The organism is Burkholderia aenigmatica, from assembly GCF_048627025.1.
GTDB classification, from domain to species: Bacteria; Pseudomonadota; Gammaproteobacteria; order Burkholderiales; family Burkholderiaceae; genus Burkholderia; species Burkholderia aenigmatica.
Genome location: NZ_CP184469.1, coordinates 2466852 through 2483731, shown reverse-complemented (window position 1 = coordinate 2483731; position 16880 = coordinate 2466852). Strand labels below are relative to the sequence as shown.

Genomic DNA, 16880 nt, shown 5'->3' with positions numbered 1-16880 from the left:
ATCAAGCGTCAGCGTCGATGGCTAGAACCACAATGTCGCGCGTACCACGAGACCACGTGCGCGTGCCGCTGACGTCAACCCGAACCGGTATTGCACCGTGACATCCAGGTAGCTTGCCGGCGCGCTATACCGGCCTTCGCGAAACCAGTACCGCAACTGGATGCCGGGCCCGGCGCCGATCGCCGTCTTGTCCGGTTGTCGATTGTCGTGATCGCCGGCCACCGCGGCGTGCGGGTAGATGGTCAGCCGATCGCTGATCATCGGCAAGCGCCAGGTGTGCCCGTAACGCAACTCCGAATAAATGATGTACCGACCCGCGCTGATGAAGTACGCGCCCTCCACATACGCCTGCCAGCTGCGCCAGCTCGGTTCGGTCACCCTCAGGTCGGTCCCGGCTTCCGACGAATAACCCAGGCGCATCAGCCAGTCGGTCGTCGACAGGGCGCCGACGTGGAACAGCCGCTCGGCGGTCAGCACGACGTTCTGGTCGGGCAGCGGCTTGTAGCGTGCGCCCACCGAACCCTGCACGGTCGGCATGCCGGTCACGTTGCCTGTCCCGTCGTAGGCCGTGCCGTATCCGCGCACGAAGAACTGGAAGATGCGGCCGTTCTGATAGCCGATCTTCGGCGGCTGCCAATACACTTCGATACCCGGCTGCAACACGCTGATGGTGCCTTGCGGGCCGAACGCGGCCGACTGGTACGGCGCGCTCAGCACGAACCCCCAGGTGCGCTGAAGCTGTTCGACTTCCCGCCGATAGCCGAACTTGTGCTGCGCGTCGAACGTGTGTTCGTTTTCGTCGGCGTCGAGGCTGTGCTCGAACAGATCGATGGACTCCTGGTTCAGCCCGATCCGCTTGGCGGCGTAGCCCGCGTCCGCGTAGTTCATCGCGTTGCCGGCGCCGCCGGAAAATCCCTCCTGGAATGCATCGAGCGCCTCGCGGTCCTTGTGGTCGCGCAGCAGGTCATAGGCTTCCTGCAGCTTCTGTTGCGCGGTATTGTCCACCGGCGCCTGAGCGGCCTGATCGTCTTGCCGCGCCTGCGCCGCGATCGACGCGGCCATGTTGCGCTCGCCATCGGACGTCGCATCGCTGGTTGCCAGATCCGCCATGCGGATCGCGGTGTCGCGGTCGCCTGCCTGCAGGCTCATCTGTGCGATACGCAACTGGACCACGGCCGATTTCTCATCGGCCAGCGGCGTCAGTGCAATGCCGGCTTCATGCGGACGCTTCGCCGCGAGCGCGCTGTCCGCCCAGGCGAGGCGCAGGTTGCGCTGCTGTTCCTTGCTCCATTTCCCGGTCGCGACGGCGGCGGCGAAATCGCTGCAGGCAACGTCGTAGCGCATCTGCCGCTGCGCCAGGTAGCCATGCTGCGCGCGTACCGCCGCACTCTTCGGAAAACGAACGATCAGCGATTCGGTCATCGCGTCCGCTTGGTCGACTTTTCCTTCCCGTCGGTAGACATCGACGAGCAGCAGCCCGAGCTGTTCGCTTCCAGGTTGAATCTTGATGGCACGCGACGCATACACTTCCGCGAGGGGCAGGTCGCCGGCATTGATCGCCTTGTAGGCGCTGTCGGCGAGCCGGTAGGCTTTGGGCGTCAGGTGCTGGGCGGCGGATGCCGGCGCCTGCCAGGCCAGCGACACGGCGATCGCCAGTGCGCTCAACCGTGCGCAGCGCTTGAGGCTGGCCGCGAGCGGGAATCTCGAATGCTTCATGCCTGTTCTCCCGACGGTTTTTTCGTGGGAGCGTCCTGCTGCGCCGACGGATCGCCGTCGCGTGCGCGTACGAGTTCGACGAAGCGCGAGTGCCGGGCGAGTTCGGCGGTAATCTCCAGATCGCAGGCAATGAAATAGGCCACCTTCGCCCGGGCGCCGCGCCGCACGACATCCTGTTCGTCCGGCGTGAGCGGTCGCCCGACCGCGATGTTCAACGTGCCGTCGTCCGCCGTTGAAAACGGGACGGCGCGATACGCGTACTGCAGCTCGAATGCCAGTGAATCCGCGAAGTGGCCCACCGCGACGTTGCTCAGGCACACCCGAGGCAGTTCGGCTTGCTCGGCGATTGCATCCGCCAGCGATTCGGTCGAGAGCGCGCTACCTTCGATCAACAACTCGCCCAGCCGCTTGCCGCAGATCAGCTGCTTCTCCAGGCTCGCCTGCAATTGTTCCAGCGTGACCACTCCCCAACCGACGAGAATCTCGCCGATCTTGAGGCGCGCTTTGCCGAGTTCCTTGTTCGACAGGTAGGTATGACTGGTCTTGTCCCACGCGATGGGCTTGCCGCTCGCGAGATGGCCGAGATAGATGCGCCACGCACGGCAGACCGCGTAGAAATTGATCAGGTTGTTGACGAACATCCGCGGAATCGACAGCAGCCCCTGGACCGGGCCGTTCAACTTGCTGACGAAGTGATAGCGTTGCCCCGCACGCGCAAACAGCATGGCGGTGTTCACCCACAGCAGCGGCGCGACCCAGGGGCTCGCCGCGAGCGCGGTGGCGCCGACAGGGATGGCATGGCCGGCTTTCTGAAGGGCGGCCAGCAACAGGAAGTTGAGCAGCACGCCATAGGCAATCACCGAAAACAGTGACGTCACGATGCCTTTGCGATCGTGGAAGAACATGTAGCGGGTGAGCAGGTTGCCTTTCCAGCCGAGTTGCTCCCAGCCCTGAAAGGCGATGCCGAGAATCCAGCGGGCGCGCTGACGGTAGGCGGTGCGAAATGTCTTGGGAAAATACTCGCGCGTGGCCAGCAGGTTTCGATTGACGACGCTGCTGCTACCACTGGCACGCTCGGCCCCGGTGTCGCGCGCGATATCCGAAAGCGGAAAGCGGGCGAAGGTTTCCTTCATGCCGAGGTCCCTCAGCCGAAAGCTGAAGTCGTAGTCCTCCGTCAGCGAACTGGTGTTGAACGGGCAACCGTTGCGTTCCTTCATCGCCGCTTCGATCGAGCGCCTGCTGTAGCACGACGCCACGCCCGCGCCCGGGACGATGCCGGTCAGGCGGGCCCGCACCGGCACGTCCTTCTGGTGCGTTTCGCTGAAGTCGTCCAGGTAGCAGCCGGCGACGAACTCGTTCCACTTGCGCGGCAAGGACAGCACGGGAAGCTGGACCAGGTCGCTCTCCGCCACCGCGTGGTTGAGGTACTTGAGTTCGACCGGATGAATGACATCCTCGCAGTCGTGCATGACGACGCCCGCGAACTGGATGTGATGAACCGCTTCGTAGCGCAGGATGGCTTCGACGATCCAGTTCAGGCAATCCGCCTTGCAGGTCGGCCCATCGTTCATGACTGTCGCGCGCGTGACCCTGCCCGGATACCGGCGGACCATCCGCTCGACCTCGGCGGTGGTTTCGGCATCGTTGTGATAGGTGCCGACGAAGATCACGTAGCGCTCGTATTCGAGGGTCGCCAACGTGTTTTCGATCATCTTGGCGATCACGTCATATTCTTTCCAGGCCGGCACCATCAGCGCCAGATGGCGCTCTTCCAGCGCGCGCAGCATGCCGATATCGATCGTTTGCGATTTTTCACGGCGCAGGATCCGACCGATTTCAAAGGACCAGTAACAGGCGTCCAGCGTGAGGTCATCCAGTGTGCTCACCAGGATGACGATTGCGGTCACAATGGTGACAAGGTTAAGTGCATATAAATACGCACTCCAAATCATGTTATCCATCATTCTTTCCGCGCTGTTATCTTGTAGTGGATTATTTCCCCTCGTACCGGCGCAAGACGAAACGTTCCCCGTCTTCGCCGCCCCCGTCACGTCCACTCCGTGGTGTGCGCCACGCGAATGCCTGCCGCTCGAAAAGGCGCTGCGCCGGGCGCGACCTTCCTCGATGCAACGTGTTCAGTGGATGACTTTTCGACAACCCGGTCCCTGCTTGCCTGCTTCCGTCCCAGCGTGCTTCAACACGCTTGCCGCCACGCTCCACCCGGCGCACGCGCAGTGCTCCCCGCGCACCGACTTCGCAACCCACTGCTCATGAAGCAAGTCGTGCGCCATCGCTGCGTGACCCTTGAGCCTGCGGGCGTCACGGGGCGTCGCGCAGGATCGGCCCATCGAATCCGAGTCAAATGTTTCAGCGCTGAAACACGCGGTAGATCGACCGGATGACACATCGTTTTCAGACCCTCTGCCGGGCGCAGGCGGCCACCGTGGGGAAGTCGTCGCGCGATTCCAGCAGCGACCGGCCGGATGGATCGGCGTCGAACCGGAAATCAGGCGCCTTGGTCGTCATTGCGCATGCCTGTCGTCCGCGGCCATGACCGCGTTGCATCTTTGCGAAGCACCGCGATCAACTGGTTTTCCCTGAATCGTACGAACAGGCTTGGCGCGTTTGTCCGATTAAATTCGTGACACCGCCGCGTTGCACGCCTGAAACGTTTATCGAAGCAATTTTTGAGCTGCGTTGATGCGTCAATTTAGGCGCCTTGGCGCTATGCCCATTTGCGACGGATGGTACGGTTCTAGCTTGAAAGTAAAACCATCTCCTGCCGGATTTATTCGTCTGGTTTCAATCGCGCAGCAGAAATTCACGACATAACGCCCCGAATCCGGATGGCGCTTCGCCGTGCTCGTTTCGTTAACTGAGATGAACTTATTTTGCATATCAAAGGATGAAAATCATGCCTTCGCATCGCAATCAATCTTTTCGGAACGGGTTGAGCACTGCCGGATCGCTCGTCGCCATCATCGCCACGCTTGTCTTCGCTGTCGGCGTGCAGGATGCGAGTGCGCAGCAGAACGGCAATTCTTCTGTCCAGAAGAAGGTGAAACCGCCTCCGCTGCCGAACGGCTCGGCTCAGGTCAAAGTGAAAGCAGGCATGTCCGACGAGGATTGGGACAAGGCGTACAAGGAAACGGGCCGCCCGAAGTTCGACAGGAAGTCCGTCAAGAAATCCAATGGCAATGTGGAACGTGACTAGGGAGAAACGGCCATGAAAAAGATCTTGCTCGTCATCGCCCTGCTTGCCGGACTCGCGCAAATGACATTGCCGGGCACCGCGCATGCGCAGGCCACCACCGCCCATACGCTCGTGCTGTACGACAATCCGGCCAACGATCCGTATTCGAAGCTGGGCCTGATGTACAGCATTATGTTGAGGAATCTGCTGGGTCACTTCAATACGACGGTCGACCTGGTGCCGATCCAGAACTACACGTCCGGCATGATCGGAAGCCACGACGCGACGTTCTATATCGGCGACTACTACAACAACCCGATTCCGACGGCGTTCATGAGCGACGTGATGACCGCCCAGAAGACCGTGGTCTGGTTCAAGTACAACCTGTGGGAACTGGCATGGAACACGGCCTACACGTTCAACCAGACCTACGGGTTCAGCTTCTCGGGCCTCGCGGGGATGAACGCGACGCCGTCGGCGAGCAATCCGAATCCGGGCTTCTACGACACGGTCACGTACAAGAACCTGTCGATGGTCAAGTACTACGCCTATGACGCGTCGACCGGCGTCATCAATGCGGATCCGGATGTCGGCCTGACCCAGATCGTCGATGCCACCAAGGCACAGGCGCTCGTCACCATCAAGAACAGCCAGAGCGGTGCAACCACGCCGTACGTCATGCGCTCGGGCAACCTCTGGTACTTCGCGGACATGCCGTTTTCCTACATCGGCCCGACGGATCGCTACCTGGTGATTTGCGACATCCTGCACGACATTCTGAAGACCAATGCACCGGTGAATCATCGTGCGCTCGTCCGCCTGGAGGATCTCGACGCGTACACGACGACGAGTTCGATGCAGAAGCTGACGAATTACCTGTACTCGAAGAAGATCCCGTTCACGATGGCCACCATCCCGTTGTATACGGACCCGAACGGCTATTACAACGGCGGCGTGCCGGAGACGATCCATCTGGCACAGGCAACCGGCCTCAAGAGTGCGCTGAACTATGCGGTCGCGCATGGCGGCTCGATCGTGATGCACGGTTATACGCACCAGTACGATTCGACGCCGAACCTGCAGAACGCCGTGAGCGGCAGCGATTACGAGTTCTGGTTCGCCGTGCAGAACCGGCCTGTTGATGAGGACTCCGTGCAATGGGCGGAAGGCCGGATGACCGACGGCCTGCTCGAGTTCACGACCAACGGCTACAAGGTCGTCGGCTGGGCCGCGCCGCAGTACCAGATGTCGCCGGCCGCGTCGTCGGCGACGGCCCTCACGTTCCCGACCACGTTCCAGCGGGCCGTGTATTACACCGCGACCAATCCGCAACTCGGAACGGGGGCGGCCAACCAGGACTTTTCGGCCGGGCAGTTTTTCCCGTACATCATCAACTCCGATTACTACGGGCAGCGGATCATTCCGGAGAACCTGGGCAGCGTGCAGTACAACATCTGCAATATCGACCCGTTCTCGTGCATCACGTACACGTGGCAGCAAATCGTGACCAATGCCCAGTATGGTCTGGCGGTGCGGGACGGTTTCGCATCGTTCTTCTTCCATCCGTACTGGCTTGAACCCGATCTCGGATTGCCGGCGTATCAGGACTTCCAGAGTCTCGTCACCGGCATCACGAATCTTGGCTACACGTGGGTGGACGGCACGACGGCCAAGTGACGGCGCCGTAGCGGCAACTCCGTGCGACCCGCGTCAACAACGCGGGTCGCACGTTTGCATTTGATCGGCTACGATGACGCGCAGGCATGCTTCCCGGGGAGCCAGCGATGACCACGTACGCGATTCCGGCCTTGCGCAGGATTCGTCTGTGCATGGGCCGGTTTCGGCTCGCAGCACGACCGGGCCTGCTCGCCGCCGCGCCGCGTTCGCCCCGGGCGGCGACGCTTGCGGCCATCGGCGCATCGCTCGTCGTGGCCGCCTGCAGCTGGACCGCGCACGACGTGCACGCGGACGGCATCGTCTGGCAGGTGGACAACTCGACGACGAACCCGGTCGGCAACTGGCAGATGCTCGGCATCAGCGATCTGCTGATTCAATGGACCGTCGTCGACGATGCCGCGTACCTCCCCAACACCCGCATCCCGCCTGCTGCGCACCTTCCCGACTGGGAACGTATCGGTCGCGAGCCGTGGGCCCGAAACGTCATCCTGGGCCTGGCCGGCTACCAGGACGAAAAGCGCGCGCGCACCCATCTGTCGACGCTCGCCGACCAGTCGCTGGAAGTGGCGCACGCATCCGTCCCGCTGCATGTCACCGGCTACTACTTCCCGGTCGAAATCGATCCGACCTGGCAGGATGCCCCCAAGCTCGCCGCGGTCCTGCAACGGTTGCCGCGTCCGCTCTGGGTGAGCGTGTACGACCAGACCAATATCGGCGGAAAGGCGCTCGCGGACTGGCTCGCAACGTGGCTGCCAGCGGACGTCGGCGTGTTCTTCCAGGATGGTTGCGGCGTCTATGCCCGCGAGCCGTATGTCGCGCGCAGCTACCTCGACGAACTGGTTGCAAAACTGGGCAAACGCCGCGTGCGGGTCATCGCCGAGGCGTTCCGGCCCGCCGAGCGCGGCGGGTTCCGTTCGGCCAGCGCCGACGAGTTGAGCAGGCAACTGCTGGCGTATCGCGGCTATTCGGTCTATCTGTTCGATGGTCCGCACTATGTGTCGGACGACCTCACGCGCGCGCTCTCGACGTGGAAGCCCGGGCCGCCGCCGGTCGCGCCTGCGGGGCCGGCGCACTGATTCGGCGCGATCCCGGCAAGCGGAGCGGGCGGGGCGAACGCAGCGCGAAACAATCGGACGGATTGGCTTTCCGCCGGCAACGCGTGCCCGGAATCCGGTGTCGAGACGCCGGGAACCAGCGTGTTTCGCTTCCCCCGTCCAAGGCCCATTTGATGATCAAACCGCAAGACCTAGTGCATAGATATCGTTTGCCGCGGCCTTAATGACTATCGACAATCGTGGCTCGATTTCACCGCCGTGGCGCCAGCAGCGCCGCGGTGGCCGGCATCGGGCGGCTATCCCGGCCGTCCGCGCCATCCAGCTCACGACGACATGTACGCGTTCACTCCCTCATTCCAGAATCCCGCCGGCTCGCCGATCCGCGAACTGTTCAAGTACCTGTCCGAACCGGGCATGATTTCCTTCGCGGGCGGCTATCCGGCCAGCGACCTGTTCGACGTCGACGGCCTGAACGCGGCCGCCGAGCGCGCGTACGCGCAGCCCGTGCGCTGCCTGCAATATGGCCCGACCGACGGCCTCGCCGACCTGAAGCAGCAACTGATCGCGCTGATGGCGCGCCGCGGGGTAGCGTGCACGCCGGCCGAACTGCTCGTCACGACCGGTTCGCAGCAGGGCCTCGACCTGCTGCTGCGCGTGATGGTGTCGCCCGGCGACGTCGTGCTGACCGAGCAGCCGGCCTATCCGGCGACGCTGCAGGCGATGCGTCTGCAGCAGGCGCGCATCGTGACGATTCCGGTCGACGGCGACGGTCTCGACGTCGACCGTCTCGGCGAGCAGCTTGCGTCCGGCGCGATCGCGCAGCCGAAGCTGCTCTACACGGTGCCGACCTTCGCGAACCCGACGGGTGCGACGCTCACGCGCGAGCGCCGGCTGAAGCTGCTGCGTCTCGCGGTGCAATACCGTTTCCTGATCGTCGAGGACGATCCGTACGGCGACCTGCGTTTCGCGGGCGAGGCCGTGCCGTCGATGCTGGCGCTCGCCGATGAAGTGGACGGCGCGCGCGACTGGCTCGTGCATTTCGCGAGCCTGTCGAAGATCGTCGCGCCGGGGCTGCGCGTGGGCTGGACGATCGCGCCGGCCGAGATCGCGCGGCGCTGCGTGATCGCGAAGCAGACGGTCGATCTGTGCAGCACGCCGTGGACGCAGGCGGCCGCCGCCGAATATCTGGCCGACGGCGCGCTCGAACGCCATCTGCCGCGCATCACGGCCGCCTATCAGCGCAAATGCGACGCGATGTGCGACGCGCTGCGCGACGGCCTTGGCGATGCGATCGAATTCCATCGTCCCGAAGGCGGGATGTTCGTGTGGGCGCGGATCGGCGCGGTGTCGTCGGACGTGCTGCTGCAGCAGGCGATCGCGAACAAGATCGTGTTCGTGCCGGGCAAGGCATTCTTCGCGGACAACGTCGACGCGGCCTCGCTGCGCCTGTCGTTTGCCGCACCGGACGTCGACGCGATCCGGGAAGGCGTTGCGCGCCTCGTGCGCGCGTATGGTGCGGCGCTGGCCGCTTGAGGAGACATCCACATGAAACTCACCGTCAACGACACCGTATCGATGGGCGCAGCACCGGGCGCGGGCGATCACCGGCCGGTTGCGCACCGTTCGTCGCAGATCAGCGCGGGGCCGCAGTATGTGGCCGACGTGCTCGGCCGCTTCGGCGCGGAGCCGGCAGCCGACCTCGGCGAAGCGGCATCGGTCGTGCTCGGCTACAACTGAGTTGCACGGCGACGGCCGGCGCGCCATGCGCGTGCCGTCGCCGCCGCAAACGGTTAAGCTTGCGCGATCGCCACCCGCACGATCGCCGCTTCGTCATGCCCGACTCAACGTCCGAATCGCTCGCACGAACCTACGAGCGCCTGTGGTCCTGCCTCGAATCCGGCGTGAGCGCGCAGCGCTCGCCGTTCACGATGCTGCAGGCCGCGACGCTCGGCATCGACGGCGCGCCGAAGGTACGCACGATCGTCTTGCGCCAGGTGAGCCGCGCCGATCGCGTGCTGTCGTTTCATACCGATGCGCGTTCGGAGAAGGTCGCGGAGCTGCGCCGCGATCCGCGCATCGCGCTCGTCGCCAACGATCTCGATGCGCTCGTGCAGATTCGCGTGGAGGGGGTTGCATCGATCTGCGACGACGCGCAACGGCGCGCGATCTGGCAATCGAGCCGCCCGCATACGCTGCTGCTGTATCGCGCGCCATTGCCGCCGGGTACGCCGGTCGAGTCGCCCGAGGCGGCGCATGTCCCGGCGAGCCAACGCGCCGAGCCATCCGGCGACGGCTATGAAAACTTCTGCCTGCTTCACGTGACCGCAACGCGCATCGACTGGCTCGAACTCGCGCGCAGCGGCCATCGCCGCGCGGTATTCGATCTGCACGCAGGCGGCTACGACGGCCGCTGGATCGCGCCCTGACCCTGCCGTTCGTCGGACACCGCCTGCGCGATCATCCACTCGCGCATCACGGCGATCGCATCGTCGTCGCGTCGCTCGGCCGGATACACGAGATAGAACCCCACCGACAGCGGAAACGCGAAATCGAACGGCTTGCACAGCCTGCCCGCGGCAATGTCGCGCTCGACGAGCGGATCGGTCGCGAGCGCGATGCCCTGGCCGGCGACGGCCGCATCGATCGCGAGCGACGTCTGGTTGAAGCGCAGCCCCTTGTGCGGATCGATATCGACGGGTTCCGGCATCGCGGCGAGGAACGCGGGCCACAGGTCGTGCGCGTCGTGCAGCAGCACCTGGCCCGCGAGCGCGCTCGACGACGCGGGCGCGGCCAGCAGCGCGGGGCTGCATACCGCGCACACGTCGAGCGGGAACAGCGCATGCGTGGCGAGATGCTTGCCGAACGGCGGCTTGCCGTAGCGGATCGCGAGATCGACGCCGTCGTGGCGGAACGTCGCGAGCTGCGGGTCGGCGATCACGCGCACGTCGTAGTCGGGATGCGCGTCGGTGAATCGTGCGAGCCGGGGGATCAGCCATTTCGACGCGAACGACGGCGTCGTGCTGATCGTCAGCGCGGCGCGCCGCTTCACGAGCTTGTCGGTGGCGTCGGCGATCGCGTGCAGCGCGCGCTGCACGTCGGAGAAATACGCGGCGCCGTCGTGCGTCAGCGCGAGGCCGCGCGGCAGGCGTTCGAACAGCTTCAGGCCGAGCACGTCCTCGAGGTGGCGCACCTGCTGTGCGACGGCGCCCTGCGTGACGCCGATCTCGTCGGCCGCGGCGCGGAAATTGAGGTGCCGCGCGGACACTTCGAACGCGCGAAGCGCATTCAGCGGCGGCAGGCGGGAGGGGCGAGGCGGCATCGTCAGGCTGTAGAAAAACTATCGGCTGGAGGCAGAAATACTGGTTCGACAGTCGGTATCGATGCGCCTACATTACCACCATGGCGCGCCGAACGGCGGCTGCGCGGCGGCAGGATTCGAACGAGGAGCAGATCGTGACTGTAGAAAAAGTGGCGTTGATTACGGCGGCGGGCAAGGGCATGGGCGCGGCGATCGCGCGCGAACTGGCGGCGACGGGCTATCGCGTCGCGCTGATGTCGCCGTCGGGCAGCGCGGTGGCGCTCGGCGAGGAACTGGGCGGGTTCGGCATCCAGGGCTCGGTGACGGAAGAAGCCGACATCGACCGGCTCGTGCAGGAAACGGTCGCGCGCTACGGTCGCATCGATGCGGTCGTGAACAACACCGGGCATCCGCCGAAGGGTGAGCTGCTGGCGATCACCGACGACAACTGGCACGCGGGGCTCGACCTGATCCTGCTGAACGTGGTGCGCGTGATGCGCCGCGTGACGCCGATCTTCCAGAAGCAGGGCGGCGGTGCGGTGGTCAACATCTCGAGCTTCGCGGCCGACGCGCCCGAGCAGCCGATGCCCGTTTCGTCGGCATTGCGCGCTGCGCTGAGCGCGTGGACGCGTCTTTACGCGGAACGCTATGCAGCCGAGAACATCCGGATGAACGCGGTGCTGCCGGGCTTCATCGACAGCTGGCCGGAAACGCCGGAGATCGTCGCGCGCATTCCGGCCGGCCGCTTCGGCAAGACCGGCGAGATCGCGAAGACCGTCGCGTTCCTGCTGTCCGACGGCGCGGGCTACATCACCGGGCAGAACATTCGCGTCGACGGCGCGATCGTCAAGGCGCTCTGAGCGTCACACGGGCGAGCGGCCGCGCGGGCCGCTCGCCGCGCAACAGCTACAAACGCGTACAAATCAGACAAATCCGGGATACATCAGACCTTTCAAATGGGCGACGCCGCGTGAGCAGGGCGCGCCGGATTGAAAGCGAAGGCGCGACCCTGCGCGCGGCATGTTCACTTTCCACCTCACGAAAGGAGATGCCGAACGATGTCTTCCACACCGTTTTCCCCGATGCGTCGCCACCTGCTGGCCACCTCCGTGGCCGCCGGGGTCTCGGCGATGCTGCCCACCGCGCTGCATGCGGCGACCGGTACCAGCGGCATACGCCCGTTCACCGCGCACATTCCCGATGAAGCCGTGGCCGACCTGCGCCGCCGCATTGCCGCGACGCGCTGGCCGGGCCGCGAGACCGTCGCCGACGAATCGCAGGGCGTGCGGCTCGCACGCATGCAGGCGCTGCTCCGTTACTGGGGCACCGACTACGACTGGCGCAAGGGCGAGGCGCGCCTGAACGGTTTCCCGATGTTCATCACGGAAATCGACGGGCTCGACATTCATTTCATTCACGTGCGATCGCGGCACGAGAACGCGATGCCGATGATCATGACGCACGGCTGGCCGGGCTCGATCTTCGAGTTGCTGAAGGCGATCGGCCCGCTGACCGATCCGACCGCGCACGGCGCGAGCGCGGACGATGCGTTTCACGTCGTCGTGCCGTCGTTGCCGGGCTTCGGCTTCTCGGGCCGGCCGACGCAGACCGGCTGGGGTTCCGACCACATCGCGCGCGCGTGGGGCGAGCTGATGGCTCGGCTCGGCTATACGCGCTTCGTGTCGCAGGGCGGCGATTGCGGCTCGGTGATCTCGCACCGGATGGCGATGCAGCGCGTGCAGGGCCTCGCCGGGATTCACGTGAACATGCCGGCGACGGTGCCGCCGGATATCGCGACGCTGCTCGCCACCGATGCGCCCGCACCGGCTTCGCTGTCGCCGAAGGAGAAGGCCGCGTACGAGAAGCTCGCGACGTTCTATCGCGACAACTGCGGCTACTCGGCCATGATGGTCACGCGCCCGCAGACGGTCAGCTATGCGCTGGCCGATTCGCCTTCGGGTCAGGCTGCGTGGATGTATGACAAGATTTCCCAGTGGACATATAGCGGCGGCGTGCCCGAACGCTCGATTCCGCGCGACGAGATTCTCGACGACATCTCGCTGTACTGGCTGACGAACACCGCGACGTCCGCCGCGCAGATCTACTGGGAGGATCACTCGAACAACTTCAACGCGGTGGATATCTCGCTGCCGGCTGCGATCACGGTGTTTCCGGGCGAGATCTACCAGGCGCCGCGCAGTTGGGCCGAGCGCAGTTATCACAACCTGATCTACTTCAACGAAGTCGACAAGGGCGGGCATTTCGCGGCATGGGAGGAGCCGGAACTGTTTGCTCGTGAAGTGCGTGCCGGGTTCCGGCCGTTGCGGCGCGCGTAGGCGAGGGGGAACTGACGAACGCGGGCCGGGGCAGTCATGCGGCTTGCGTTCGTTTCTGTTTTATCGCGAAAACAGCGGTTATTTTGTTTCTGCTTGCAGAAGCAACGCGCGTTTTTACGCACGGTTGAATGACATATCGATGAAATACACCCTTCCCGACTGAAACATTCCAGCGTAATTATTTGATTGGAAAGCGATTTTGATAAAAATCAAAAATATATCGCACGAATGATCTGATGGTTTGAAACCCTTAATACAATGATTCGCGACTGCACATGCGTGCGGACTGCTCCTCCTGTTTATTGGCTCGCGGCAGAAAGGTAAATCAACCTTTCTACAGTTTCGCGCAGTGAAAAAATACGACCCGAGGTTTCGCGATGACGAATCACGACGTGCGCGAGTCGCGCGTGTCCGGCAATGGCATGCGGCTCCTTGAAGGCAAAAGGGGAATCGTCGTCGGCATGGCGAACGAGCAGAGCATCGCGTGGGGATGTGCGCGCGCTTTTCACGCAGCCGGCGCCGAGCTGGCCGTGACCTGGCAATCCGACCGGGCGTTGCCGTATGTCGAGCCGCTGCTGGAGCAGCTGAAGCCGGCGATTGCGGTGCCCGTCGACGTGAGCCGGGCCGACCAGATGCACGCGGTGTTCGACATGATCGGCGAGCAGTGGGGCGGCCTCGATTTTCTGCTGCATGCCGTGGCCTTCGCACCGAAGGCCGATCTGCACGGGCGGGTTGTCGACAGCTCGCCGGAAGGGTTCGCCCTCGCGATGGATACCTCCTGCCACTCGTTCATCAGGATGGCAAAGCTTGCCGAGCCGTTAATGACGTCCGGCGGCAGCCTGATGGCGATGACCTATATCGGCGCCGACCAGGTCATCGCGGAGTACGGCGTGATGGGGCCGGTCAAGGCGGCGCTGGAGGCCACCGTCCGCTACCTGGCCGTCGAACTGGGGCCGGCCGGCATCCGCGTGCATGCGGTTTCGCCCGGCGCATTGCCCACGCGGGCGGCCTCCGGGCTGCCGAACTTCGATCACCTGCTTGACGACACCGCACGGCGTGCGCCGTTGCGCCGGCCGCTCGACATCGACGACGTCGGCGCGCTGTGCACCTTTCTTGCCAGCGATGCCGCACGCGCGATGACCGGCGGCGTTCACTACATCGACGCGGGGATGCACGTGCTCGGCTGACGCGAGGCGGCCGCTCCCGGAATGCGTCGAGACTCACCTTGCCCCTCTGGAGAACAGTGTTATGGATGCTGCCACGCAACTGGCGCGCAGTCATGAGATCGCCACGGAGATTGCCCACGTCCTGCAAAAGCGCACGCAGCACGCGCTGGAACAATACGGGAAACGGTTGGGCGAAGCGCTCGACGGCAGCGAGAGCCCAAGTCACGACTCGGGCACTGCCCCTTTCGCCACGCCTTTCTCGCCGCTGAGCGCGTGGCATTACGCGGTGGATGCAGTGCAGCGCTCGCTGCTGTTCTGGGACACGCTGCGCGAGCGCGGCACGCAATACGTCGAGCGCACGGCCCAGGGGCTCAAGCCGGTGCTGCATTTCGACTACGAAGTCGTGCTCGATGGCCGGCAGTTCGAACGGCCCGTCAATTACGCGCTCGTTCACATCCAGCCGCCGGACGGCGTGATCGTCGACGCCAGCAAGCGGCCTTACCTGATCATCGATCCGCGCGCGGGGCATGGCCCGGGCATCGGCGGCTTCAAGGACGATTCGCAGGTCGGCGTGGCGTTGCGCGCGGGGCATCCCGTGTACTTCGTCGTGTTCTTCCAGGAGCCCGAGCCCGGCCAGACGCTGCTCGACGTGTGTGCGGCGGAACAGGCGTTCGTCCGGAAAGTGCGGGCGCTGCATCCGGACAGCCTCAAGCCGGCCATCGTCGGCAATTGCCAGGGCGGCTGGGCCGCGATGATGCTCGCGAGTTCGTCGGCGGACGATACGGGCCCGATCGTCATCAACGGCGCTCCGATGTCGTACTGGAGCGGTGCGTGGAGCGACGGGCCCGGCGACAATCCGATGCGCTATGCCGGCGGCCTGCTCGGCGGCACCTGGCTCGCGTCGTTCTCGTCGGACCTCGGCAACGGCAAGTTCGACGGCGCCTATCTCGTGCAGAACTTCGAGAACCTGAACCCGGCGAACACGTTGTGGGACAAGTACTACCACGTGTACGACAACATCGACACCGAGCCGCCGCGCTTCCTCGAGTTCGAGCGCTGGTGGGGTGGGTACTACCTGATGAACCGCGAAGAGATCGAGTGGATCACGCGCAACCTGTTCATCGGCAACAAGCTCTGGTCCGGCGAGGTGCGGGACGGGGCGGGCAAAGCGTTCGACCTGCGCGAGATCCGCTCGCCGATCATCCTGTTCGCGTCGATGGGCGACAACATCACGCCACCGCAGCAGGCGTTCAACTGGGTCGCGGACATCTACGGCAGCACGGAGGAGATCAAGTCGCGCGGGCAGGTGATCATCGGGTTGATGGAAGAGGATGTCGGGCATCTCGGCATCTTCGTGTCGGGCAAGGTCGCGAAGAAGGAGCACGCACAGATCGTCAGCGTGCTGGATGCCGTCGAAACGCTGCCGCCCGGCCTCTATGCGATGTCGATCGAGGAGGTGAAAGGCGCCGACGGGAAGATCGCTTACGAGGTCACCTTCGCCGAGCACCGTCTCGAAGAGATCGCGCAACACTTCAACCGTTTCGGGCGCAAGGACGAACATGCGTTCGAGGCTGTCGCCGAGCTGTCGGAATTCACGCAGCGCGCCTATGAACTGTTCATGCAGCCGTTCGTGCAGCAGGCATCGAACGAGACCACGGCACGCCTGTTGCGCGATTTTCATCCGCTGCGCTTTCAGCGCTGGGCGTTTTCGGACCTGAATCCGTGGCTTGGCTGGCTGAAGCCGGCCGCCGACACGGTCAGGGCTCACCGCCAGCCGGCCGACGATATCGAGCCGTGGCGCAAGCTCGAACATCGCGGCTCCGATATCGTCAGCGCGTCGCTCGATTTTTTCCGTGCGATGCGCGATGCGAGTACCGAGTCGCTGTTTTTTACGCTGTACACGCAGCCCTTCATGCTGCATTTCGCCGAGCAGTATCGTGACCATCATGCCGCTTCGCCGGTGGCGACGGACCCCCGCGATCTGCCGTTCGTGAAGGAGGCGCTCGCATCGATCGACCGGGGCGGCTACACGGAAGCGGTGGCGCGCGCGGCGTTTCTGCTCGAACGCAGCGGCGAACCGTTTCCGCTGGCGCAGCTGGCGACCGAGCGTGAACTCGCGGAAACCTACGCCGAGTACCTGCCGGACCTGCCGGCCGATCAGTGGCGGCGCATCTACGGCGAGCAGGAGATCATCGCGACTTATGCGCCGCAGCAGGCCGTCGCCACGCTGCCGGCACTGCTTGCCAGGCCCGAGGACCGCCAGCGGCTGCTGACGTTGCTGGACAAGCTGCTCGGCGATCCGCGCGTGCAAAGCGCGTCGGTGAGCGAGCAGCAGTGGGCGGCCCTGCAACGCATCCGCGCGGTGCTGGGCGCGCCGCCCGCGAAGCGGCCGGCCAAGGGGCCGGTAGCGACCCCCGATCGTGTGCAGTGACAGCCGGC

Annotated in this window: 13 protein-coding genes; 10 read left to right on the top strand and 3 right to left on the bottom strand. The window is 64.5% G+C overall.

All coding sequences use genetic code 11. The annotated features are described in order from the left end of the window. Positions 1 to 21: 21 nt before the first annotated feature. On the bottom strand, positions 22 to 1716 hold the full coding sequence (locus tag ACN8ZM_RS28105; protein ID WP_420211363.1) for an NfrA family protein: 1695 nt from the start codon (positions 1714 to 1716) through the stop codon (positions 22 to 24). After that, positions 1713 to 3677, bottom strand: a complete 1965-nt coding sequence (locus ACN8ZM_RS28100; protein WP_043178477.1) for a glycosyl transferase family protein — start codon at positions 3675 to 3677, stop codon at positions 1713 to 1715. The genes ACN8ZM_RS28105 and ACN8ZM_RS28100 overlap by 4 nt, the downstream gene beginning before the upstream one ends. 944 nt (positions 3678 to 4621) lie before the next feature. On the opposite strand from ACN8ZM_RS28100, the gene ACN8ZM_RS28095 reads away from it, so the two are divergent. The 6 genes from ACN8ZM_RS28095 to ACN8ZM_RS28070 all read left to right on the top strand — a co-directional run bounded on the left by ACN8ZM_RS28095 (position 4622) and on the right by ACN8ZM_RS28070 (position 10067). After that, positions 4622 to 4930, top strand: a complete 309-nt coding sequence (locus ACN8ZM_RS28095) for a hypothetical protein (RefSeq protein ID WP_080741426.1) — start codon at positions 4622 to 4624, stop codon at positions 4928 to 4930. Positions 4931 to 4942: 12 nt separating this feature from the next. Further along, positions 4943 to 6586: a DUF2334 domain-containing protein gene (locus tag ACN8ZM_RS28090; RefSeq protein WP_043178475.1), complete on the top strand. Its 1644-nt coding sequence runs from the start codon at positions 4943 to 4945 to the stop codon at positions 6584 to 6586. Between the two features lie 107 nt (positions 6587 to 6693). Next, complete coding sequence (locus tag ACN8ZM_RS28085; RefSeq protein WP_420211362.1) at positions 6694 to 7662, top strand: hypothetical protein; 969 nt, start codon at positions 6694 to 6696, stop codon at positions 7660 to 7662. A 312-nt stretch (positions 7663 to 7974) separates the two neighbouring features. Next, positions 7975 to 9174 (top strand): PLP-dependent aminotransferase family protein, encoded by a 1200-nt coding sequence (locus ACN8ZM_RS28080; RefSeq protein ID WP_043178472.1) that lies wholly within the window; start codon positions 7975 to 7977, stop codon positions 9172 to 9174. Positions 9175 to 9186: 12 nt separating this feature from the next. Next, on the top strand, positions 9187 to 9378 hold the full coding sequence (locus ACN8ZM_RS28075; RefSeq protein ID WP_043178469.1) for a hypothetical protein: 192 nt from the start codon (positions 9187 to 9189) through the stop codon (positions 9376 to 9378). Positions 9379 to 9473: 95 nt separating this feature from the next. After that, positions 9474 to 10067: a pyridoxamine 5'-phosphate oxidase family protein gene (locus tag ACN8ZM_RS28070; RefSeq protein ID WP_420211361.1), complete on the top strand. Its 594-nt coding sequence runs from the start codon at positions 9474 to 9476 to the stop codon at positions 10065 to 10067. On the opposite strand, the gene gcvA is transcribed toward ACN8ZM_RS28070, so the two are convergent. Beyond that, positions 10040 to 10960, bottom strand: a complete 921-nt coding sequence (gene gcvA / locus ACN8ZM_RS28065) for a transcriptional regulator GcvA (protein ID WP_043178468.1) — start codon at positions 10958 to 10960, stop codon at positions 10040 to 10042. The two genes, ACN8ZM_RS28070 and gcvA, sit on opposite strands and share 28 nt — an antisense overlap. 134 nt (positions 10961 to 11094) lie before the next feature. Between gcvA and ACN8ZM_RS28060 the strand changes: the two genes are divergently transcribed. From ACN8ZM_RS28060 to ACN8ZM_RS28045, 4 genes are all read left to right on the top strand, one after another. After that, a complete protein-coding gene (locus ACN8ZM_RS28060; protein WP_039354670.1) occupies positions 11095 to 11799 on the top strand; it encodes an SDR family oxidoreductase in 705 nt (234 codons plus the stop codon). A gap of 198 nt (positions 11800 to 11997) precedes the next feature. Further along, a complete protein-coding gene (locus tag ACN8ZM_RS28055; RefSeq protein ID WP_420211360.1) occupies positions 11998 to 13275 on the top strand; it encodes an epoxide hydrolase family protein in 1278 nt (425 codons plus the stop codon). 377 nt (positions 13276 to 13652) lie between these two features. Further along, a complete protein-coding gene (gene fabI / locus ACN8ZM_RS28050; RefSeq protein ID WP_420211359.1) occupies positions 13653 to 14462 on the top strand; it encodes an enoyl-ACP reductase FabI in 810 nt (269 codons plus the stop codon). 61 nt (positions 14463 to 14523) lie between these two features. Then, positions 14524 to 16872, top strand: a complete 2349-nt coding sequence (locus ACN8ZM_RS28045; RefSeq protein WP_420211358.1) for a DUF3141 domain-containing protein — start codon at positions 14524 to 14526, stop codon at positions 16870 to 16872. The last annotated feature ends 8 nt before the right edge of the window (positions 16873 to 16880 follow it).